Annotated in this window: 20 protein-coding genes and 4 pseudogenes; 11 read left to right on the forward strand and 13 right to left on the reverse strand. The window is 58.4% G+C overall.

Annotated elements, in window-relative coordinates; genetic code table 11:
* Positions 1–272 precede the first annotated feature (272 nt).
* From E4P82_RS18910 to mobF, 3 genes are read left to right on the forward strand one after another with little or no spacing between them, the layout of a single operon-like run.
* The gene (locus E4P82_RS18910; RefSeq protein WP_169250330.1) at positions 273–746 is read left to right on the forward strand and encodes a hypothetical protein; all 474 of its coding nucleotides are present in this window, start codon (positions 273–275) and stop codon (positions 744–746) included.
* Between the two features lie 10 nt (positions 747–756).
* Positions 757–2,694, forward strand: a complete 1,938-nt coding sequence (locus tag E4P82_RS18915) for a type IV secretory system conjugative DNA transfer family protein (RefSeq protein WP_169250331.1) — start codon at positions 757–759, stop codon at positions 2,692–2,694.
* A gap of 6 nt (positions 2,695–2,700) precedes the next feature.
* Positions 2,701–5,322 carry a MobF family relaxase gene (gene mobF, locus E4P82_RS18920; RefSeq protein WP_169250332.1) on the forward strand — a complete coding sequence of 874 codons (2,622 nt, stop codon included), beginning with the start codon at positions 2,701–2,703 and terminating at the stop codon, positions 5,320–5,322.
* Positions 5,323–5,724: 402 nt separating this feature from the next.
* Here mobF and E4P82_RS23325 read toward each other — a convergent pair whose 3' ends face one another.
* The 3 genes and pseudogenes from E4P82_RS23325 to E4P82_RS23860 all read right to left on the reverse strand — a co-directional run bounded on the left by E4P82_RS23325 (position 5,725) and on the right by E4P82_RS23860 (position 7,703).
* On the reverse strand, positions 5,725–6,549 hold the full coding sequence (locus tag E4P82_RS23325) for a carbohydrate-binding module family 20 domain-containing protein (RefSeq protein ID WP_312915752.1): 825 nt from the start codon (positions 6,547–6,549) through the stop codon (positions 5,725–5,727).
* A 3-nt stretch (positions 6,550–6,552) separates the two neighbouring features.
* A pseudogene (locus E4P82_RS22460) lies at positions 6,553–7,392 on the reverse strand (alpha-amylase family glycosyl hydrolase); the annotation flags it as partial.
* Between the two features lie 29 nt (positions 7,393–7,421).
* Positions 7,422–7,703 (reverse strand): alpha-amylase family glycosyl hydrolase, encoded by a 282-nt coding sequence (locus tag E4P82_RS23860; protein WP_420887143.1) that lies wholly within the window; start codon positions 7,701–7,703, stop codon positions 7,422–7,424.
* Positions 7,704–8,617: 914 nt separating this feature from the next.
* Between E4P82_RS23860 and E4P82_RS18935 the strand changes: the two genes are divergently transcribed.
* The 4 genes from E4P82_RS18935 (at position 8,618) to E4P82_RS18950 (ending at position 10,744) form a co-directional block, all read left to right on the forward strand.
* On the forward strand, positions 8,618–8,797 hold the full coding sequence (locus E4P82_RS18935) for a hypothetical protein (RefSeq protein WP_169250335.1): 180 nt from the start codon (positions 8,618–8,620) through the stop codon (positions 8,795–8,797).
* Between the two features lie 242 nt (positions 8,798–9,039).
* A complete protein-coding gene (locus E4P82_RS18940) occupies positions 9,040–9,441 on the forward strand; it encodes a VOC family protein (protein ID WP_169250336.1) in 402 nt (133 codons plus the stop codon).
* 645 nt (positions 9,442–10,086) lie between these two features.
* Positions 10,087–10,374, forward strand: a complete 288-nt coding sequence (locus E4P82_RS18945; protein WP_169250337.1) for a BrnT family toxin — start codon at positions 10,087–10,089, stop codon at positions 10,372–10,374.
* A gap of 67 nt (positions 10,375–10,441) precedes the next feature.
* Positions 10,442–10,744, forward strand: a complete 303-nt coding sequence (locus E4P82_RS18950; protein ID WP_169250361.1) for a helix-turn-helix domain-containing protein — start codon at positions 10,442–10,444, stop codon at positions 10,742–10,744.
* Between the two features lie 175 nt (positions 10,745–10,919).
* Here E4P82_RS18950 and E4P82_RS18955 read toward each other — a convergent pair whose 3' ends face one another.
* The 6 genes from E4P82_RS18955 to E4P82_RS18975 form a co-directional block, all read right to left on the reverse strand.
* Positions 10,920–11,501, reverse strand: a complete 582-nt coding sequence (locus E4P82_RS18955) for a TetR/AcrR family transcriptional regulator (protein ID WP_246327716.1) — start codon at positions 11,499–11,501, stop codon at positions 10,920–10,922.
* Between the two features lie 29 nt (positions 11,502–11,530).
* Entirely contained in the window at positions 11,531–11,956 is a 426-nt protein-coding gene (locus E4P82_RS18960; RefSeq protein ID WP_169250339.1) for an ester cyclase, read from the reverse strand.
* Positions 11,957–12,070: 114 nt separating this feature from the next.
* Positions 12,071–12,205, reverse strand: a complete 135-nt coding sequence (locus E4P82_RS22960) for a hypothetical protein (protein WP_281383733.1) — start codon at positions 12,203–12,205, stop codon at positions 12,071–12,073.
* Positions 12,206–12,259: 54 nt separating this feature from the next.
* Positions 12,260–12,979 carry an SDR family oxidoreductase gene (locus E4P82_RS18965; protein ID WP_169250340.1) on the reverse strand — a complete coding sequence of 240 codons (720 nt, stop codon included), beginning with the start codon at positions 12,977–12,979 and terminating at the stop codon, positions 12,260–12,262.
* The gene (locus E4P82_RS18970; protein ID WP_169250341.1) at positions 12,976–13,158 is read right to left on the reverse strand and encodes a hypothetical protein; all 183 of its coding nucleotides are present in this window, start codon (positions 13,156–13,158) and stop codon (positions 12,976–12,978) included. Before E4P82_RS18970 ends, E4P82_RS18965 begins: the two co-directional genes overlap by 4 nt.
* A gap of 284 nt (positions 13,159–13,442) precedes the next feature.
* Positions 13,443–14,210: a helix-turn-helix domain-containing protein gene (locus tag E4P82_RS18975; protein WP_211203223.1), complete on the reverse strand. Its 768-nt coding sequence runs from the start codon at positions 14,208–14,210 to the stop codon at positions 13,443–13,445.
* Between the two features lie 800 nt (positions 14,211–15,010).
* Between E4P82_RS18975 and E4P82_RS18980 the strand changes: the two genes are divergently transcribed.
* The 4 genes and pseudogenes from E4P82_RS18980 to E4P82_RS19000 all read left to right on the forward strand — a co-directional run.
* A complete protein-coding gene (locus E4P82_RS18980; RefSeq protein WP_169250343.1) occupies positions 15,011–16,525 on the forward strand; it encodes a DUF1254 domain-containing protein in 1,515 nt (504 codons plus the stop codon).
* A 76-nt stretch (positions 16,526–16,601) separates the two neighbouring features.
* Positions 16,602–16,934, forward strand: coding sequence for a PAS domain-containing protein (locus E4P82_RS22465; RefSeq protein ID WP_312915737.1), 333 nt, complete (start codon positions 16,602–16,604; stop codon positions 16,932–16,934).
* 466 nt (positions 16,935–17,400) lie between these two features.
* A pseudogene (locus E4P82_RS18995) lies at positions 17,401–18,537 on the forward strand (IS3 family transposase); the annotation flags it as partial.
* Between the two features lie 22 nt (positions 18,538–18,559).
* Positions 18,560–18,694 (forward strand): annotated as a pseudogene (locus E4P82_RS19000) (tyrosine-type recombinase/integrase); the annotation flags it as partial.
* An 86-nt stretch (positions 18,695–18,780) separates the two neighbouring features.
* Here the strand turns inward: E4P82_RS19000 and E4P82_RS19005 are convergent.
* The 4 genes and pseudogenes from E4P82_RS19005 to E4P82_RS22475 form a co-directional block, all read right to left on the reverse strand.
* The gene (locus tag E4P82_RS19005) at positions 18,781–19,035 is read right to left on the reverse strand and encodes a hypothetical protein (protein WP_169250346.1); all 255 of its coding nucleotides are present in this window, start codon (positions 19,033–19,035) and stop codon (positions 18,781–18,783) included.
* 35 nt (positions 19,036–19,070) lie between these two features.
* On the reverse strand, positions 19,071–19,646 hold the full coding sequence (locus E4P82_RS19010; protein WP_169250347.1) for a hypothetical protein: 576 nt from the start codon (positions 19,644–19,646) through the stop codon (positions 19,071–19,073).
* Positions 19,647–19,649: 3 nt separating this feature from the next.
* The gene (locus E4P82_RS22470) at positions 19,650–21,188 is read right to left on the reverse strand and encodes a DotA/TraY family protein (protein WP_312915758.1); all 1,539 of its coding nucleotides are present in this window, start codon (positions 21,186–21,188) and stop codon (positions 19,650–19,652) included.
* A pseudogene (locus tag E4P82_RS22475) lies at positions 21,165–21,512 on the reverse strand (lytic transglycosylase domain-containing protein); the annotation flags it as partial. The gene E4P82_RS22470 and the pseudogene E4P82_RS22475, both read right to left, overlap by 24 nt.
* Positions 21,513–21,523: the final 11 nt, after the last annotated feature.

Genomic DNA, 21,523 nt, shown 5'->3' on the forward strand with positions numbered 1-21,523 from the left:
TGCGTACCGTGAAGAACTGGCGGGTGATCCAGGCCGATCAGGGGTTCGGGTGGAGGGAATGTCGTGACAGATGACCCGAATCCGCAGAGTTATCCACAGGCAGAAGGCGAGGGGAAGCTGCACACCCGTTGCACCTTGCGGTGCGGTCAAAAAAACGACCAAAACGCCGATAACTCTATGTTGACAAATGAATAATTGTTGTCCGCAAATGCCGGCATTTGTCCGGCAATGTCGGACGATCATTTTTATATTAGAAATATCAATAGGATGCGATGAAAACGAGCAAGCCGGAATTGATAGAGAAAGTCAGTGTACGTTTGAGTCGAGCCACAGGGGCGGCGATCCGACAATCAGGACAAAGCGCGAGCGACTGGCTGCGGCAAGCGGCGCAGAATCGAATCGACCAGGAACGAGGCAAGGAACCCGCGCTCGGCAAACTCGAAAAGCAGGTCGATGGCCTGCAAAAAGAAATCACCCGGCTCCAGCAAGCGGAGGCCGTCGCGCACGCCACGGTGGTGGAGATGCGGAAAACCTTGGCGACGATCCAGCAAAACCACGTCGAGCTTCATCGTTCCCTGGAACAGATGCACGCCGGGTTCGGCCACGCTTTTACCGCACTTGGCCAGTCGCTGCTGGTCGCGCTGAGCCAGCAACTCGACATGCACCTTCAAAGGGCGCTAGAGCAAAAAAAGGACGAGCCACCTCCCTTCAAATTGCCTCCCATACCCCCGCGAACCCGACTGTAGGAGTCAACCCATGCTCGGTTCCATTCCCTCGCAACCATCCCGACCGCCCACCGCCTGGATGTATTGGTTCGGCTCGTTCGTCGTGCTGTACGGCGCGCTGTTGTATGTCTACCTGCACGCGATTTGGCCGCTGGGCGGCATGACCGCCGGGGTCGGACGACACGCCGGTTACTGGTGGCAAGGGGTCCGGGGGGCGGTCCTGCACGATCCGATTTCCGCCCAGGTGTGGACGCGCTATCTGGCGTTCTTGACCCAGCATGAACTGGGGTTGCCTTTACTGTGGCGGGTGGGCGGCGCGTTCGTGGCGCTGCCGCTGGCGGTGGCGGGGTTGTTGTCGCGGTTTTCGTTCAAACAACAAATTGAAACGCATGTTCGTGGCTTGCGGTACGAACCCGACCTGAACAACAGTGTCGCCTTGGCGGCGCGAGCCTTGCGGGCCGCCGGCTATCCGGTTGCCCGCACCGGCGGGTTGACCATTCATCCCCAGCTCACGCTGCCCCCGGCCCTGACCCATACCGGCGTGCTGGTGATCGGCGCCACGGGATCGGGCAAGACCAACTTTCTGTTGCCGATCTTGCAGCAGATCGTGACCAGTCCGCACCGTAGCCTGATTCTGGACATCAAGGGCGATTTCACCGCGATGCTGGCTTACCCCGACGAGCGTTTCATGCTGGTGGCCCCATGGGACCGGCGCGGCTGGCGCTGGGACATCGCCCGCGACGTGACCAGTCTCTCGCAAGCGCGGCTGTTCGCCGAAAGCTGCATTCCGCCGTCCGATGAACCGATTTGGTCCACCGGCGCGCGGCAGATTTTCGCCGGGGTGATGAACTATCTGTGCATGACCCGGCCGGGCGCTTGGGATTTGATGGATTTCATCGAGCTGACCCGCCAGCCCGACGACCACCTGATGCAAATCGTACAGGCGGGCAACCCCGATGCCGCGCGAGTCATCGCCCAACTGGAAAAGGAAAATCGGACCGGGCAATCGATCCTGATCAACATCGCGGCCTTCATCGGCCCATTGGCGGACATGGGCTGGACCTGGAAACAACATCCCGATGCGCCGACGTTCAGCATCACGGACTGGCTGGCCGACGATTCGGCCTTACCGCGCGGCATGGTGTTGCAATCCCGCCGCCGGTTCGGCGAACTCTCGGAAGCACTGACCAACGCCTTGGTCACGCTGTTGACTGACCGGATGGTGGATACCGCCTTTCCCGAAGCCGACACGCGCGGCGAGGACTGGCGTCTGTACCTGATCCTCGACGAGATCGCCCAGAGCCGCAAGATCGAAGCCTTGCAAAGTCTGTCATCGGCGGGCCGCTCCAAGGGTCTGCACCTGTTCGTCGGGATTCAGTCGATCACCCAGCTCAAGAAAATCTACAGCCCGGAGTTTGCCGACCTGCTCTATACCAATCTGTTACTGCGCTACATTGGCCGCACCCCGGACGGCGACAGCGCGGAATGGCTGGCGCGAAAATTCGGGAACCAGGATATCGAGCGGTTGGCGGATTCGATTTCTTATACCGAGGCGGAAGCGGGACCGTCCGAACAACGGAGTTGGCGGTGGGAGCGGGAGAGGACGCCGGTGCTCTTGCCGTCGCAATTGAGCACGGACTTGGGACCGGATTTCAACAAAGGCCACCTTCGCGCGCTGCTATCGGTGGCGGGTTGGTCCCACCTGTTACGGCTGGCGTGGCCGAAGGTGCGGTATCCGACGATCCGGCCGGCCCTGCTCGAAGCGGATTGGGTCACGGATGGCGGGGTGGATCGATCGCGGGTGGCGCCAGCGAGTGCCAGGGCGGACACCGCGTCCGTCAGCCTCCAGCCGACCGACGACGAGCCGGTCGCGATGGACGACGAGCCGGTCGCGATGGACGCGACGGGCTTTGCCGAGTCCATGTGGCAGGCGGTGGTGGAAGACCCCCAACCCCGTTCCGGCGCGTAGCGACCCATGTTGTCGCTCCACAGCTTGGGGACCGCCGGGGGTGGCGCGGGACGCTACTACACGGCACTGGCGCGGGACGATTATTACACCCAGGGCGGTGAGCCGCCCGGCGAGTGGCAAGGCCAGGGCGCCGCCGAGTGGGGATTGGCCGGCGCGGTGGACGCCACCGCCTTGCAAAACGTGTTGCAAGGCTTCGACGGTACGGGCCAGCACGCCCAGGTGCAAGGGGCGGGCGGCGATCATCACGCCGGCTGGGATTTGACCTTCAGCGCGCCGAAGTCGGTCAGCGTTCTGTGGGCGACGACCGGCGATCCCACGACACGGGCCGCGATTCAGGACGCGCAACGGGCCGCCGTCGCCGCGACGGTGGCATTCATGGAGAAACATTGCGCCTTTACGCGGCGAGGTCATGCGGGAATGGATCGGGAGCGGGTTGCCGGTCTGGCCGTTGCCACTTTCGAGCATTCCACCTCGCGCGAGCAGGACCCCCAGTTGCACACCCACTGCCTGGTCGCCAACGTCGCGTTGCGTCAGGACGGCACGGCCGGCGCCCTCGATGGCCGTCACCTGTACCGCTGGAAAATGGCCTTGGGCGCGCTGTACCGGGCGGAGCTGGCCGCGCAACTGCAAAGCCGGCTTCCCGTTCAGATCGATCGGGATAGGTCCAGTTTCGCGATTCACGGCGTGCCCGAGGCTATACAGGCGCACTTTTCCAAGCGGTCGGACCAGATTCAGGAGTGGCTGGCCGCGCACGGCGGCGAGGGGGCGAAAGCGGCGGAAGCGGCCACCTTGAGCACGCGGGCGCACAAGCCGGAGATCGATCGACCGGCCTTGTTCGCCCGCTGGCAGGCGGACGGGCACGCGCGGGGTTGGGGGCCAGAGCAAGCGGCCCAACGACTGGCGCGGAGCGCGTGGGAGCGGGACCGGCCGCTCGAACCGGCGCTGGCGGACATGCGCGAGGGGCTGGTGGCCCAGCAATCGACCTTCACCGAACGCGAGGCGTGGCGGGCGATGGCCGAGGGGATGCAGGGCGTCGGCGGGATTCGGGACATCGAGGCCCGCCTGAAGGATTTTTGGCGTGATCCCGCCGTGGTCGAACTCGGAGACGACCGACGCGGCGAAGCCCGCTGGTCCACCGAGGCGCTTCGACAACTGGAATCGGACACCATCACCCGTGCCGAGCGGGCGGCGAGCCTGCCGTCGCACAGCGTGGCGGGGGCGGCGCTCGAATCCATCCTGCACGACCGACCCACGATCAGCGCCGAGCAGACCACGGCGGTTCGCTACCTATGTGAGCGCGGCGGCGCGGTGGCGACCGTGGAGGGTCTACCCGGCACCGGCAAGTCGTTCCTGCTCGATACGGCCCGCGCGGCGTGGGAGGCGGCGGGCTACCGGGTGGTCGGCGCGGCCTTGTCCGGCAAAGCGGCGCAGGGGTTGCAAGAGAGCGCCGGCATTCCAAGCGCCACGCTGCACGCGCGCCTGAAGGAATGGGCGCCGGAACCAGGCGCGGCGGCCGGCGAGCCGGCGGCCAGCGGCGCGTTGGACGCCAAAACGGTGGTGGTGGTGGACGAGGCCGGCATGGTGGACAGCCGGAAACTGGCGGCGCTGGTCGAGATCACCCAGGCCGCCAGCGCCAAGCTGGTGCTGGTGGGCGATCATCGCCAACTCCAACCCATCGAGGCCGGTGGCCTGTTCCGCGCCCTGACCGAGCGCATTGAGACGCCGCACTTGAACGAGATTCGCCGCCAGGCCGAACCGTGGGCCAGGGAGGCGGTGGACGCGATCGCCGAGGGTCGGGTCGGCGAGGCATTGGCCGCTTATGAAAAGCGCGGTTTTGTCCAGGTCGGCGCGAGCAAAGCCGACACCGTGCACGCCCTGGTCGCGCACTGGGTCAAGGCGGGCGAACAACACCCCACCGCTTCGCGGTTGATACTGGCCGGCGAACGGGCCGACGTGCGGGCGCTGAACGCGGCGGCACGCGATCACTTGCAACAGGCCGGGCAACTCGGTACGGGCCAGCCCATCGCCACCGCCCACGGCCCACGCGAGTTCGCGGTCGGGGATCGGCTAGTCTGCACCCGTAATTCGACCTTCCACGGAGTCCGCAACGGCCAGCTTGGCACCGTGGAGGGGATGGCGGGCACCGGCGAAAAGGCGGTCCTCCAGGTGCGGCTGGACGATGGCGCCCGGCGAGTCGAATTGCCGCTCCGGCACTATCCGCACGTCGATCATGGCTACGCGCTGACCACCCACAAAGCCCAGGGTGTGACCGTGGATCATGCGTTCGTCCTGGCGGGCGGAAAACTGGCCGACCGGGAAATCGGATTGGTGCAACTGAGTCGGCACCGCGAGAGCGCCCACCTGTTCGTGGATCGGAGTTTTTATGAGGCGGAACGGGTCGAACACGGCCCAAACCGGTCGCCGCCGCCGGCCCGCATGGCTGAGACGCCAGAACCCGAATCGCGGGCAACGCTGGCGCGACCATCCCCACCCACAGCGCAACTTGCGGATAACATTCGCGAGGCGATGACGGAATTGGCCGGCCAGCTTCAGGTCAGCCACCAGAAGGACACCACGCAGGATTACCGACCCACCCGCCAACCGAGCCAGGGGCAGGGGTTGGAGTAGTGGTGATCGCCGTCCCGTTATCGCGGGCGCGAAGCATCCGTGATAACGCCCCGCATCACTTGCCGGCGGAAACGGGCAAAACTCGCTGCGGCCGGTCAGGTGCATGCGAGCGCCATTGCGGGCCGGTAGCCGTCGTGGGCTTGTCGGAATGCCCATCGACTCGCCACTTAGGCGCTCGGTGCGGTTAGCAGCTCAACCACTGACAAATCCACATCCGATCTCATGGTTGGTCCTCCTGCGAAAAAAAAAACCAATGTTTTGACCGTGTGCAAGCCCCCGTCGAATCGCTGCGAGTGAAGCACATAGTACAACTTAAACTCACCTTATTGCTGTTTTGACGGATGGGTCCACTTCAGGTTAAAGCCTGAGAAGTTGCGCCAGAGGTGTTAGGGAAGATCTGACTCAGAGTGTTCCTCTTGCACTTATAGTGCCGGATGAAGGAGTATTAACAACGTTATCTGGGTCTGGCTCCCACTTTTTCACGTCAAAAGGACTCTGTTCATTTCTGATGATGCACTTCCAACTAATTGACCTGTTGGGTGGGAGTGGAATGGTTCCAGTCCAAGTAGGGTAGTCCGTAGGATCAAGTTTTATAGCCTTTTTCGTATCCCAGTTACCTATCTCATCGGTTTCACCGACGACGTAGACACTGAGGCCAAAAACGGTTTGGCCATTCTCACAAGTAAAAGCGACTCGTGGCTTTTCGCCTCCTTTCTCCAGGGCGCTCTCGTAGGTGAGATAATTATTCATCGCATCGCGATATTTTTGTGGAATATCCCCTAAAAATAGAACCTTAGTGGTAAAACCAAACAGGGTTCCCAATGGATAAAATGACTTGTTTGAACTATTGATATTGGGGAAATTACCTCCGCCCATCAGAGGATTGACTGGAGTACCATCGGGAATGTCAAGCCCTGTGGAGAGTTTCGTCAGATCGAGGTGAACGTCCAGATTATTACTGGTAAAATTGTGCACAACCAGAATCTTCTCACCAAAATATTCACGGATAATTGCCATCCGATTGGCTTCGCAGTCCATACAATCCCATCCCCCATCAGAGCTCTTGACAAAATAAGTGATTCCTCCTCTCAAGGCTTCGTAGCGGTTTCTTACTCGGAGCAACCGTGTGTAGTGGTTTAACAATGAGTCGGGATCTGCCTTTTGATTTGCCGCGCTGGTAAAGTCCATGGGTTGTCGCAATGCAGAATCGCTACCAGCTCCTTGCATTCCAATTTCTTCGCCATAATAAATAGCTGGATTGCCTGAGAGGAGAAGATAGAGGGAGGCAACGCTTTTCATCTTGGCGATATTTCCGCCAAGTTGCGATGCCGCTCGGGCTCCTGCAAAAGAATCATGATTGGATAAAAAGATAGTATCTTGAGTTCCAGCGGGAAGGCTGGATTGAATAGCGTAGAGATCTTTTAGTAAGTTGCTTGGGCGTCGTTCATGTATCAAGGTGCTCATTAAGACACCTTGATACATGAAGTGAAAGGCCGTGTGAAATTCATCTCCAGAACCATAATATGATCGCATTTGTTCATAGGTTTCTGTAGGAGCCTCAGCAAGAAGAATGGCTTGTGGGTCAATCTCTTTAAGATTAGCTCTTAGCGTCTTCCATATTTTATGGGTTTCCGGTTGATCCTTTCTGGCATTAGGATCAGGCCCATTTTCTACTAAATAACGCACCGCATCACAGCGAAAGCCAGCAACGCCTGTCTCTTTAATCCAGAACTGCATCACTTTTGTGAATTCGTCGATGAGCTCCTTCCTGGTAACAACATTATTGTAATTTAAATCAGGCATCGTTGATCCAAACACTGTATAAAAGAAATCGTCATCATGATCATTACCATTGTGATCCCGGTCCAGGTTAGAAAGAGGATCGTGGGACCACGTATCACCTCCTCCCCACGGTTCTGGCCATCCCTTATCATTAGAAGACCAAGTGAACCAACGATCTTTCCGTTCTGATAGGTTATTTGATGAGAACCAAGGATGGTTGGAGCCAGCATGGTTTATTACTAGATCAAGAATAACTTTCATTCCTTTGTCGTTAGCGGCTTTCACAAGATCTCTGAGGTCGTTTTATGCTTCCATAGTTAGTTTTTGATAGCGTAATAGTTTGTTGTGTCATAGCCGTGGTCGCTCATAGATTCAAAGACAGGCATCAACCAAATGGTTTTTACCCCTAGATACTGAAGATGGTCTAGATGACTCTCGACCCCTTTCAGAGTCCCTCCGAACTTCTCTACAAAAACCTGATAAATATTGGTCTGAGTCACCCAGGAAGAATCTTGGCTTAATGTGACTCTGCTTGGAAGGAAAAGAAATAGAAAAGCAAATATGGAGAACGCGTTAATAATATGCTTTTTTTCCCCCATGTAGATAATGTGCTCATGTCAAGACTCCTCGCTTTAAGTTACCAATAACGCTGCGGTTTACACTCATGAAGAGGTTAAAATTGTCCGCAAAGCTTGTCATCTCTGATAAGTCATTGCGTATGTGACCTTCACACCGATCACTCTCGGTAGTCTTTGAGTCTACTCAATATCTGCAACTTTTCTGCATTTTACTTCACGGCAATTTATGCTGTTCTATTATCATTACAACACAACCAGAATGAGTTATAACTCAGTAAAATATAATTAGAAACTGAAAGATCACCAGCTAAAGCTGATGGGTTCTGCACCGGGCGTAGAGGACTAAAAATCCACCCATTACTGCACCCAGCGCTTTAAGAGCGTCATCTTTAAGCAGTATGACTTGGCTCTAGTTACGTTCTTTTTAAAGGGCATCTGAGCCCACCTGGAGAGTCGTAGCTGAAAGCTGGCCAGCTAAAGCTGGTGGTTTTAATCTTGCATATTGAAATGAATAATATATTGAAAATAATAATTTATTTATAATGAATGCGACTGTGAAAAAAATTAAATCTAACAATCTGTATAGGAGACCTATATGAGGGCGGCAGGGTGCTTTCCGTCCGTTTCTGCTTGGGCGGAGCGATATCGGTCTCAGGTGGCTGCGCCGGTGGCGGAGCGGGCTGGTCATCTTGTGGCTGCCGGTTCCTGCGGAATTCCTCAAGATGTTCCCTCGCATGGTTAGTGGGTTTCGGGGAATCAGTGGGCAAGCGTGTCACGACGGCCTCTTCGAAAGACTGACTTGAAAGAGAAACTTCCCAGATATGTCGTGATTAAAGCCTGTTCCTCTACTCTAGATCTGTGAGCCACTTCACACTTGCCCTATTTTTTAGGGGTTGTAAGCTGAAGCAAGCGGCCCGGCTGCTGGCGCGCGGCGCGTGGCCTCGCAACCGGCGCCGATCACCGCGCCGGAACGGATGCCGCCACTCGATCACGCCGCCACCGTGCGCCAGACGATCGACGCGCTGGTCGCACAACTCCAGGTCAGCCACCAGAAGGACACCACCCAGGATTACCGGCTCGCCCGGCAACCGAGCCAGGGGCAGGGGTTGGAATAAGTCCACCGCGTGGTGTGGCCAGCCCGTCTCTGAAAGCACCGGGTGCGGTGCGAATGGCCGATGTACACTTGGGATATTGTCGTGATGCAATAGGCTTCGAATTTGTGGCCCTGTCTGGAACAGGCCGGTCACGAACCGCTGCCTCCAGGCGATGAGATACCCGATTGAGGGTGTACGACCTAGCGGGCGATCTTTGACATCGACACCCACCCATCCACTCATTGCGTTCTGAAAGGTACAGCATGGTTTTTCCAGTGACGAAAGGTATCCATCACCTGGGCTTGACCGTCTCCAGACTTGAAGAAAGCGCGGCGTTTTTCAAATCCATGCTGGGCTGGCATGAAGTCAAACGTCGAGATGACTATCCCGCCATCTTCGTGAGCGATGGAACCGTCATGCTGACCCTCTGGGCCACGAAAGAGGCACCGGCCACGCCGTTCGATAAGAACAGAAATGTTGGCTTACACCATGTGGCTTTTACGGTCCCCGATGAGGCGACATTGAACAGTGTTTATGAGCGACTCCAACAAGCCGGCGTGCCGATCGAGTTTGCCCCAGAGCCGTTAGTCGGCGGTCCAGCAAAGCACTTGATCTGCTACGACCCGAGCGGTATCCGGGTGGAAATTCTTTGGCCGGGTCCGTAGAGAAGGCTGCATCCATATCGACACCGGTTTTATCTCCAAGTCGTCGCGGATCGCGGATCGATTGCGACCGCATACCGCGCCGCCGGTCCGGGTCTTAACGGTTGAACAGGTGAAACCCCTGTCGGTGACTCAACTGGCCACGTCGGAGAACGGCCAATGAAATACCTAGCGATCGCCGTGCTTATTGCCATCGTTGTGGGCGCCATCACCTACGCTATCCAGCACCCGGACCATCCCCCTCCCGCCGAGCCCAACGCGGGGTGGATGCAGCGCTGATGGTCGAACGCCCGACCCGTGCGTTGTGCATGATGGCCCAGCCATTCTTGATCTAGGCCGTTGCGGAAGCGGAAGGTTAGTGCCGCTGCCACGAGTGCTGTTCCGGTCGCCGCTCAACTCCGGGCTATGCATCAGCGAAACCCTCGATCTAAAGATTACTGACGGGCGATTGGTGGAGGGCGCAGCCAAATCGGCGCGGGTGATCGCTAAGGGCGATCAGGAACGGATCATGCCGCTACCCGGAAGTCCGGGGTGCTCTTCGAAATCAGGAAAGATTTGGAAAAGTGATGGGGCGATCGTGAAGCTTGCATGGACCTCGTATGGGCGTTACCTTACGCCAGATAGAGCTACGGGTAATCAGTAGTCCCCATGCAAGATATGATGTTTGAATGGGATGATGAGAAGGCAGCGTTGAACTGGCACAAGCATGGGGTCGCGTTTACACGGGCGGTATTCGCCTTCCGCGATCCATTTGCGCTGGAATGGATCGACGACCGGGATGATTACGGCGAGGAGCGCATCAATTTGTTGGGGCGATGCGAAGGAGTGCTGCTTCATGTGACCTATACCGAGCGTGGTGAGCGCATTCGGTTGATTTCAGCCCGACGAGCAGAACGTCATGAGCAAGACCACTACCACCGCGAAAATGCACGCTGACGGCACGGTCACGGAAGTGCTGGAAGACGGACGCGAGCGGCCGTTCCCGGATACCCCCATGCGCCCGATGACGGAGGCGGAGATCGACGCAGCGGCGCAGGCCGACCCCGATGCGCGGCCCATGACCGAGGCGGAGTTCAGCAAGGCACGCCGCGTGCCGCGTGTGAAAACCATGCGCCGGGCGCTGGGTTTGACGCAGGAGGAATTCGCGGCGCGGTATCACGTTCCACTGGGCACGTTGCGGGACTGGGAGCAAGGCCGCACCGAGCCGGATCAACCGGCAAAAGCCTATTTGACCGTCATTGCCCATGATCCTGAAGGAATCAGGCGGGCGTTGGAAAAGACACCCCTAGAGCTTTCCAGATTCTGATTGAAGGATCACCCACGGCTCGACGACGGTTTGACCGTGGGGTGGGACAGACGCCCGTTTCGCCGCGGGCGGCCCGCGACTATCCGCGAGCGATGCCGCAACAGGCCAAGATCGACAAGAAGATCAGCCTGCATAAGCGGCGGCATCCCTAGGGGTGGGACGGTTGTGAGTGCGCTCACTCCGCGGCGATGGACGTCGAATCTTGCAACGCGGCGCGGACCAGCGCCCGCACCGCCCAGCTTTTGACAGTTCGCGCGGTGTCGGAATCAACACCCAGGACATCGCGGAAAACAATCATCGACTCCACTCCGAAAACCAGCGCTAACGCGGCGCACAGCCGTTCGTAATCCGCTTCGGGAAGACGGGCGCGCGCTGGAGCCAATGCGGCCTCGATCAACGGTAACCGACGGTTCTGCCGAGCGGGTATCGAATCATCCGTCAAGTCACGACGAATCGAGTTCGCCAACAGGATCCGCAGCTGCGCCTCATTCTGGTAGATCATTTCATGTAAGGACGCCTCGGCCCGGTCTACCCGTTCCTCCACGTCGTCCGAAGGATCGTCGGCAAAAAGTGTCCTCGGGTCGGCAACCGCCGCATCCAGCGGTGCCTCCACCAACAGCGCCTCGATCTTCGGAAAGTGCCGATACGCCGTGGCGCGTGACACCAGGGCCTCCGCCGCCACTTCATCCATCGTGGGGGTGCGGCCCTGCTTCATCAACCGGCTAGCGGCCAACAACAAATCCTTGCGCGTGCGCAACTCCTGGTTACTCGGCTTCCGTGGACGCGTCATTGTGCTTGCGGGAGCTGTTGGAGGATCGCCGCCAGATCGATCCAAACTTGCTCCTTTTGAATCTGCCCGGTTTCCGTGAACTCCACCACATGCAGCAAGCGGAAATCGAGGGGACGCCCGCGACCTTCGAGGCCAAAGGGACGTCCGGGTGCCTGACCCCGCCACCGTGATTCATCGACTAGGAAACCCTCGCCATGCAACCGCCGCAAGGGGGTCACCTGATCTCCGGATAGATCCGCAAACAACGTCTGATAGAAGTTCCGCGCGGCTTCACGGCCATGGCTGGGACCATCGGGCCAACCCACGACATCGTGGATCGCGTCCGGGGCTAAAGTCGCAAGAACGCCTTCGACATCATCATGATGCTCATAAGCAAAATGCTCATCGATTTTCTGGTCCATCTGTTGGGGTGTCAGTGACATGGTGAACCTCCTGGTGGTTTCGATATGTGAGTATCTTAGTGAGATATAAATCTCATTTCAAGACCTTCATATCAAAACCGACAGAAAATTCCTTCACACCCTTGATAGCGTGGCTCACGGGAACCGGGCAAGCTGTATCGGTATTCGCTCCTCCCGCTGTTCTTCCCTTGCTCCAATCCCCGCTCCTCGGAACGGGAACACCCGGATCGAGATCACCACCACCGCCCGCATCTCGGCAATGCTGTGCAACTCGTTGACCGATTTCGCTGTTTTGAAGAAACCTAACGCCGTACCCGATCCCGGCTAGGTCGGCTTGGCTTCCGGGTTGTAGGTCCATCCGCAATCGTTGTGATACACCATCAATTTGGTCATGCCGCCATCCACGACGATGTCTTGTCCGGTGATGAAACGGCTTTTGGGATCGCACAAGAACATCACGGCATGGACAATATCCGCTGGCGTGCCGACGCGACCCACGGGGTGTTGACTGGCATCAGCCCCTGCAAACGAGGTGTGGGTGGTGTCGATCCATCCGGGGGAAATGGAATTGACCCGTGCTTTTCCGGCCAGCGTGATGGCCATGGCATGAGTCAGGGCGCTGATGCCGCCCTTGGCGGCGGTATAGCTTTCGGTATTCGCTTGGCTCATCACATGGCGAGTCGACGAGATATTCACGATGCTGGCCGGGGTGTTGAAGTGATCCATCAACAATTGGGTTAAAAGAAAAGGAGCGGTAATTCCGACACGTAACACGTAATTAAAGTCGTCATAAGAACAGGTGTGAAGACCGCCTCTGGATAGACATGCATTGTTAATCAGATAATCAATGGCGCCATGCTCCGCGATCACCTTGGATGCAAAGGCCCTGAGCACCGTTTCATCGGCGATATCGCCGACAAAGTCGTCGTTGTCTTGCCGATCGATGGAGCAGACCGAAACCCCTTGCTCGATAAAAGCCTCACAGATGGCCTTGCCAATCCCTTGCGCCCCACCCGTCACCACGGCAACTTTCGGTTTAATCACGATTCAATATCCTTCACCAATAACGGTGCGGCGCACCGATCGTTAGGATCATGGCGATCGTGCCGCCCAGCAGGAACACGAGGTTGAGCAGTGTCAAAAAACGCCTCGAAGAGCTGGCTCAAGACGGCGTGGCCGTAGCTTTTGAACTCCTCGACACCCGCCGCATTGGTGGGGGTCATCGCAGAATCTTCCCGAAAGAGCACGCTAAGCGAGAATCAACGCTCCATCAGCGTGTTGCGCAAACGTTTGTTTATGCACCAATTCAGTAGGAACTAACAAAACAGGCTTTTTGTGTTGCACAACTCGGTTGCTAAATCAACTTGAATGGCAACAGGTTAACGCAACAGGTCTTAGCGTGCTCTTTCGGGAAGATTCTGCGATGACCCCTATTCCCCGGCAAGCGGAGTGAGCTACGTCAACGCTACCCGCGCTACATTAACCGGGTTTTACGTTCCATTGCTCCCTAAACCCCGTCTAGAAGCAAAGGGGAGGGCTCGACCGCGCGGCGGTGGACCAGGGTCTCGGAGGGGAGCTCGCCGAACAGGCGGCGGTAGTCGGCAGCGAAGCGCCCCAGCTCCAGAAAGCCCTGTCGGTTGGCAACGTCAGTGACTCGGGGGAGCACGCTCTCGGCATTCATCAGCTCGCGCCGGGCGGCGTGGAGCCGCAAACGGCGCAGAAAGGCCAGCGGACTCAGGTCCAGCTCGTCGCGAAAGGCGTATCGCAGGGTCCGCTCGCTGACCTGCGCCACGCGGCACAGGTCAGCGACGGATACCCGGGAGACGTCAGCATTACGCAGGTACTCCAAGGCCCGGTTAAGACCCCACCGCCTGCGGGCGGCGTGAGGGCGGCTGTCGGACGGTACGCAGAGCCAGGCCAGCCAGTGCAACAGACCTTCTTCCAGGGACGCGATCACGGCAGCATGCTCGAAGGCCTGGGGATTGGCGAAGGCGTGCTCCAGGATGCGAGTCAGCCAGTCACGGAATCCGGCCAGCTTGTTCGGTGCCAGGGACAGTCCATGCCGATCGGCGGCCCGGGTCAGGCGGGCCAGGCATTGCGCCGGCAGGCGCCGCTGGAGCAGCTCCATTCGTACCAGCAGGATCAGGTGGCTGTATTCGGCGTCCAAGGTCACGTCGACTCCGCCAGGCGCGGCCACGATCAGCCGAGATGAGTCGGGATGAACACCAAAATAGGCTGTGCGCAGACCCGCCGTCAGGAGGATCGCAAAGGACAAGTGGCCGGCCGGGGAAAGGCCCTGCACCCGCACGGCCGGGGTCAGGGTCTCCCGGTAGAGGACGACCGAAGGGGTTACCAGATAGTCCTTTCGATTGCGGAGCTTGCCCCCGTCGAGCTGGCGGGCAATCAGCTCCCAGGGGCGCGAGGTCTCCTCCCACAGGCACACATCTCCGACCTCGATGTGTCCGATCGAGGATCGAGGCCCGGTATCCGTAGGATTGTGCTGTTGGCCAGACTCGATGATCCATTCCATGTATGCCTCCCATAAGGACTTGCCAAACGCGTCGCAACCATTCTTCGCCTGCCCCCTTTGGATACAAGAAACAATCCCCGTGCGTTATTGAAAGGGCATGACACTTTGCCGGAATTGCATATCGGCATCCTACCTGGCTGGCGCAAAATCTCTTGGGCCTCGCAACACGGAATGACCCACTGCGGAATTCGCTCGGTCCCGGACGGTTTGTGCCGTCCCGCGCCAGAGAGAGTCGCCCTCGTTCGGACCTTGCACCGGACATTCTAGATTCTAGCGAACCATCGGCACCCATGATGCTCGATCGTCAATGTCACGACACCAACACTCATGCGGCCGCAAATGCGCTATCGCTCGCCGCAGTGCTGACCGAGTCGGCGGTCCGAGCCGAGCAGCCGGGTGATGCTGCGGTCCAGGCCAACTGCCCGCATTCTTTGGCCTCAAGGAGGCTAGGGACATGGAGGACCGAATGCCTGTGCTCAAGGTGTGTCTTGAGCAGGTAACTGGGTCATCTCAACTCGTTGATTCCAAATATCGGAGGTTAGCAAATGTTCAATGAGAGGAAATTTTCCTTTACGCATCGCATGGCCATAGGTGCTGTCACCGTGGCATTGTCATGCTTTGTCGTCACCCAACACGACGTCGCAAGTGCTGCCGAGTCGGCGTCGCAATACTCGCCCGAGCAGGCTGCGGCGGTTTCTAAATGGGCGCATTCGCTTGCCGTCCAGGCGGCGACCTTCGCCGCTCCGATCGTCGGCATGTACAACCTGCGGCAGACCGTCGCTACGGGACCCAATCCCAAGGCCAAACCCGGCACGTTGTGGCGGATGCCAAACATCAGCACGCCCCAGTTGGCAGAAGAATCGGGCTATGTGACGCCAAACGTCAACACCATCTACGGTTTCGGTTTCATGGATCTTTCCCAGGAGCCTATCATCCTCACCGCGCCTGACTCGCACGGCCGTTACTACATGATCGAGATTGTCGACATGTGGAACAACGCCTTCGCCTATGCTGCGGGCAAGGAGGCCGGCTACAAAGGTGGAACATATGCCTTGGTAGGGCCGGGTTGGAAAGGAACGCTGCCTAAGGGTGTAAAACGTATCGATGCTCCCACACCCTGGATCGAGCTCCAGCCCCGCGTGCATGTGAAGAATCAGGATGATCTGAAAGGAGCTCAGGAGGTTCTTGAAGCAATTAAAGTTAAGGGGCTTTCAGAATATGAAGGTAAAGCAGCTCCTGCGCCGAAGGCTTATAATTATGTAGATCCTCAACTGAATCCAAAAGTAGCCAGCAGTCAGCTAACTTTTGTTGATCCACTACAGTTCTGGACAATCTTTGTTGATGCGATGAATGAGAATCCACCGCCACAATCAATGATAAATGCAGTATTGCAGAACTTCAAATATTTGGGAATAGAATTGGGAAAGAAATGGAATCCGGATAATGTCGATCCGCTTTTTCTTGAGGAAATGAAGAAGGTGGTTCCGGAAATCGGCCCCATGATGGCCAATATGGTCTATGTGATTGGGCCACACGCCAACGGTTGGATGGCCACGCCATATAATCTCGCCGAGCCCACCACTCCGCCTAATGCCGATTATCTCACTGCCGCAATCAGCGCCGTCGTCGGGCTTACAGCCAATACCGCCGTGGAGGCGCTCTACCTGTGGGGTCAGTATGATTACAAGATGGATAGGTTGACTGGTGAGAAGAAGTACACTATGACACTGCCGGCTGATTTCCCGTATTTCCAAGTCATTTCGCCAGGATTTTGGTCTGTAACCATGTACGACCTGAATACCAATTTCACTGTTGAGAATCCAATAAACCGGTATACGCTTGGTAGCGATAATGATCTAAAGAAGAACGACGACGGATCCATTACGATCTACTTGCAGAAGGATAGCCCAGGCAAGGACAAGGAGCCCAATTGGCTGCCTGCGCCAGCAGGTCCGTTCTACATGGCGATGCGGAACTACGCGCCCACCAAGGCGGCGTTCGATGCACTCAAGGATCCGACGAAGGCGAAACTTCTGCCGAAGGTCGTGCCTGTCCAATAGTGGCCCGAAGTGGAGACAGACAGGGGCCGGTCCTGAAGATTGTAGGGGGTGGCAGTATCCCGGGCATCGACGCCCGATGGAAACCTCCAACGAGGAATTGCTGGCCGGCAACGAAGAATTGCTGGCCGGCAATGAGGAACTGCAATCGGTCAACGAGGAACTGCATACGGTCAATACCGAATATCAGAGCAAGATCCTTGAATTGACCGAACTCAACAACGATTTGGACAACCTGATCGCCAGCACTCGCATTGCCACGCTGTTTCTCGACGAGAATCTGACCGTGCGTCGCTTTACTCCGGAGATTCGTCGGGCGTTCAGGATCCTGGACGGCGATATCGGCCGCCCGATCAATCACCTGACGCATGAGTTGGTGTGCCTCCCGCATCCCGGCATTTTTATACGGTAAGAAGCCCCTTTTTGGGCTGATTTGGCCCTGACCGGGTGGGAATTGGTTGCCCAGCAGTAATTGTGGCGTGCAATCATGGCGTACAATATGGAATGTATGCCATGTTTCAAGGCCATCTTCCGTATTGCACGCCATAAACAGGGTCTGTATCAGGGGGGTCAACATGGCGTGCAATACAAACAGTACTCTCGATGAAAGGCCCTCCCTATCCGGCTCGTCTAGGGTTGAATCTATCGGGGTGACTTAGCGTGCAATACGCTACCGTATAAAACCGCAGCGATGCGGGAGGCACACCATCAAGGACGCAGTGCGCCGCTCCCGGATTCTCAAGCGAGCTTCCGCGCACACACTTCGCCACAGCTTCGCCAGCCATCTATTGCAGGCGAACTGATCCTGCCCCCCCTTACGTGGACACCTCACTTATGATGGAAGCCAACGAGGTGTTCAATGAGCACGAGCGAAAAAAAAGAAAACGAGGCGGAGGTTCACGCCAGAATTCAAGTTGCAGGCCGTGAAGCGTGTATTGGCGGGCCATCCTGTGGCGGCGGTGGCACGGGAATTGGGGATCGGGGAGAGCCTGCTGCATAACTGGGTGACGCGGCACCGCCTGACAGAAGGCGGCGGGGCGTTGCAAGTCGAGCAGGCGGCGGAGATCGCACGGCTGAAGCGGGCACTGGCCCACAAGGAGGAGGAAGCCGCGATCTTAAAAAAAAGCGATGGCGTACTTTGTGCGGGAATCCCGGTAAGGTACGCCTTCCTGCAAACCCATGAGGATCGGTTTTCGGTGTTGGCGATGTGTCGGGTGTTGGACGTGACGCGGAGCGGCTACTACGCCTGGAAGCGTCGTGGGGAAAGTCCCCGTGACGAGGAAAACCGTCGGCTGGACGCCGACCTCCAAAGGCTTTACAACTTTCACAAAGGTCGCTACGGGGCGCCGCGCCTGACCCTGGACCTGCGGGCCGAAGGCTGGCGGGCGAGTCGCCGACGGGTGGCGAAGCGGCTGCGGATGTTGGGTCTTCGGGCCAAGGCGGCGCGGAAGTTCAAGGCCACCACCCAGTCGAAGCATGGCTTGCCCACGGCCCCAAACCGGCTGGAACAGGACTTCACCGCCGCCGCGCCAAACCGGGTGTGGCTGGCGGATATTACCTACGTCGGAACCGACGAGGGCTGGCTCTACCTCGCGGTGGTACTGGATGTCTATTCCCGCGCGGTGGTGGGCTGGGCCATGGCGGAGCGGATAACCCGCGATCTGGTCATCGCGGCCCTCACCATGGCGGTCTGGCGGCGCCGTCCCGCGCCGGGGTTGATCGCCCATTCCGACCGGGGCAGCCAGTACGCCTCCGGGGGTTACCAGGCCGCCTTGGAACTCCATGGCTTCCTGTGCAGCATGAGTCGAAAAGGCAATTGTTACGACAACGCCGCCATGGAAAGCTTCTTCCATTCCCTGAAGGTCGAGCAGGTCCACGACCGCCGCTATCGCACCAGGGAAGAGGCCAGGGCCGACATCTTCGAGTATATCGAGACCTACTACAACCCGATCCGGCGGCACTCGACCTTGGATTACCTGTCACCCAGGGATTTCGAGAATCGGAAGGCCGCTTAATGAACCGGGTGTCCACAAGAAGATGGCAAGATCAAACTACGACATTCGCACCATTCAGGAGTTGTTGGGGCACAGCGACGTGCGCACCACCATGATTTACACCCACACGGTGCGGAGCGTCACCCTGAAGGAAGCCAAAAGCCCACTGGATTTTTAGCGATGTCCTCGCTTCGGCGGCGCGGGACGTCCCCCATCCCGTGCTGCGATTCCACCAGGATCGGGGGACGGGGTTGGAGTCGCGATTTACCAGTATTTGTAAGGAGTCTTCATAAACACGAACAAGGCGACCCAACTCGCGATAAAAAGAATGCCGGAAATCAGTCTCATAAACACCTCGAACAAATGACTGAGAACCGCGCCACGATAACTCTCGAACTCCTCGACACCCGCCGCGTTGGTTCGGTAAAACCGCCGCCGCCCGAGGTAGAGATAAACCACCGCGAAACCGATCGCGCAGGCTATCCAAATTGCTACCGCAATCCAAGGTGATCGAAACATGGCTGCTTGTCCCCTTCTGCCTGGCTTGCCGGAAATTAGCGCGGTTGGCCTTTCAGCCATTCCTCGTATTGTTTCGGATCACGATATTTCATGATCGAGGGTCCATCCTCCACCAAGCCGGAGAGCCACGGATACCGGGTATAGTCGAGAAATTGCAATTTGTCGTCCGGCCACTGCTCACTGGGCGCGCGGTTGCAAATCCAACCCTTCCAGCGCAGCGCCGGCATTTTGATGGTCAACTCGGTATCATCCCGCAAGCGCGCGTCGAACGTGCCGACGCGCGGGCTGGGCGGACCCCAAGGATCATCGAGAATCAGTGTGATTCCGTCCCATGCATAGCGAAACTGATTGCCTTTATGCACCGGACTCCACATCATGAACATGACTTTCTTGGCGGCATCGAAAGTCCAATGACTGTAGTAGCGCTTTTCGAGCGCGTTGCGCGCCTGGAGAAAATGGCATTGCCAGACGCCGTTGAGCGGTCGATCGGCGTGGGGATCGATACTGTTTCGCGAGTCCTGATGAACACCCCGCGCCTGTACGACGCCGCTGACGACGGCCAGCAACGCCAAGCGGGCCACCCTGTGGTTCCAAGCGATCGTGATTCTCATTACCTACCTCGCTTCAGTATTCCCTGGATTCCCACGATGCCGCCACCACCCGCCGAACTTTTTGCCGACCGGTCGCGCGGCACCGACCACCCGGTCACCCAGGCCCGGCACGCCGCGTCCACCGCCTTGCAGACCCGCGCCGGCTTCGGCTTCCGCCGAGGCCGTCACATTCCCCAAGGCGACATCGATCCAGTTGAAGGCGATGTCCGGGATCAGGGTGATGGTCCGCAGGCAGAGGGTGGCCAGGGTGATCACCATCATGACGTAGAGGACGATCAGGCCAAGGCCTTCGAACACCGAGTTCGGTGGATTTTGTAAGGTCGTGCCCAAGGTTTGCTCGATGAACCACCCCAACACATAGAGCAGGGCGATACAGGCCAACAGTCCGAAGATCAGCAGGACCGGACGGAGCAGCAAGGACAGCAGCAAGCCGTAGCCGGATTGGGCGCGCGCGCCGCTGATGCCGTCCCCTTCCCCGCTCAAGTGCATCAACATCCACAACGGCATCCCGAACGCGGCGATGACCGCCGTGATCAGCCAGCCCATGAACTGCACCAGCCAGATCAGCAGCGGCAAATAGCTCAGGTAAATCGACAGCGTCCAGCCGAGCGCGTACAAGCCGCCGCCGAGGCCGGCGACCAACAAACCGCCGGTGGTCGAAAACAGGCCAGCGCCGACACCCGCCAACAGGGCGCCAACGCCGGCTTCCATCAACGCATGGCCGAACCGATACCAGGTCAGCAACGGAAATTCATTCGTCTGGCTGGGCAGCGCCCAACGAAAGACGGCCTGAATCTTGGCGCTCAATTGTTTGAGCAGACTGTTGGTCATTTCCTCCTCAAAAACCCGGCCCCCGCGCGGCACCGCGTAGTTGAAGCGGGCCGAGCCGTTCTGGACGGCCCGCCAGCTCGCGAAATTTTGGGTGCCGGTCGCCGCCGCCGTCTGGAGTGAATCGACCATCGCGTCGTTGCGCGCCACGGCCATGCGGACCTGATCGGCCGTTTCCTGGGTCAGCGAGGTCAGCTCCGACTTGAACCCGGTTTGTTCCGGCATCATGTCGTTCAGGGCCGTGGATACGGAAAGACTGGCTTCGGACAGTTGCCAGAACCACATCCCATAGGTGGCCCACCCGTCCTTGGTGGCGGCCTCCTTCCATTGGGCGATCATGTCGGCTTGGCGGGACTGATAGGCGTCCATCCCCGCTTGAAAGACGGTTTCCGCGTACGCTTGAATCAGCCGGGCGTAGCGATCGCGCGCGGCGACTTCGCTCCCAGCCTGCATCAGGGTCACCACCTCGCGCATGCCCTCCAGCATCCGCTCGTAAGCATCCCAGTGCGCGGTCTGCACGTCGTTGCGCATCGCGGTTTGCACGCCGTTGACGGCGGTGTCCTCCGCAGCGGTCCGGATGGGCACCGGGATGTCGCCACACAGATCGACGGCATACTGGCCGCCGCCGAACCGATAGTGGCGCAACGTGGTGCCGGCAACGTCACCCGGCAAGCCGCCGCTGAGGCGGTTGTAGTTCGCCAGCACCGCCCGCACGTAATTCTGAGTTTCGGGAAACGGCGGAATCCCGCCGTACCGATCGACAGAGCCCATCCCGGCGTTGTAGGCGGCCAAAGCCAAGGTCATATTGCCGTTGTATCGCTCCAGCAGTTGCGCTAAGTAGCGAGTCCCGCCGTTGATATTCTGAGCCGGGTCAAAGGGATCACTGACACCGAGATCCCGAGCAGTATCGGGCATCAACTGCATCAATCCTTGGGCGCCGGCGGGACTTCTCGCCGCAGCGTCATACCCCGATTCCTGTTGAATCACGGCATGAATCAAGGCGGCCGGCACGCCGTATTGCGCGGCGGCGGCGTTGATCAAATCGTTGT

Origin of the sequence: Candidatus Competibacter phosphatis (assembly GCF_012939995.1) — a bacterium.
Lineage (GTDB): Bacteria > Pseudomonadota > Gammaproteobacteria > Competibacterales > Competibacteraceae > Competibacter > Competibacter phosphatis.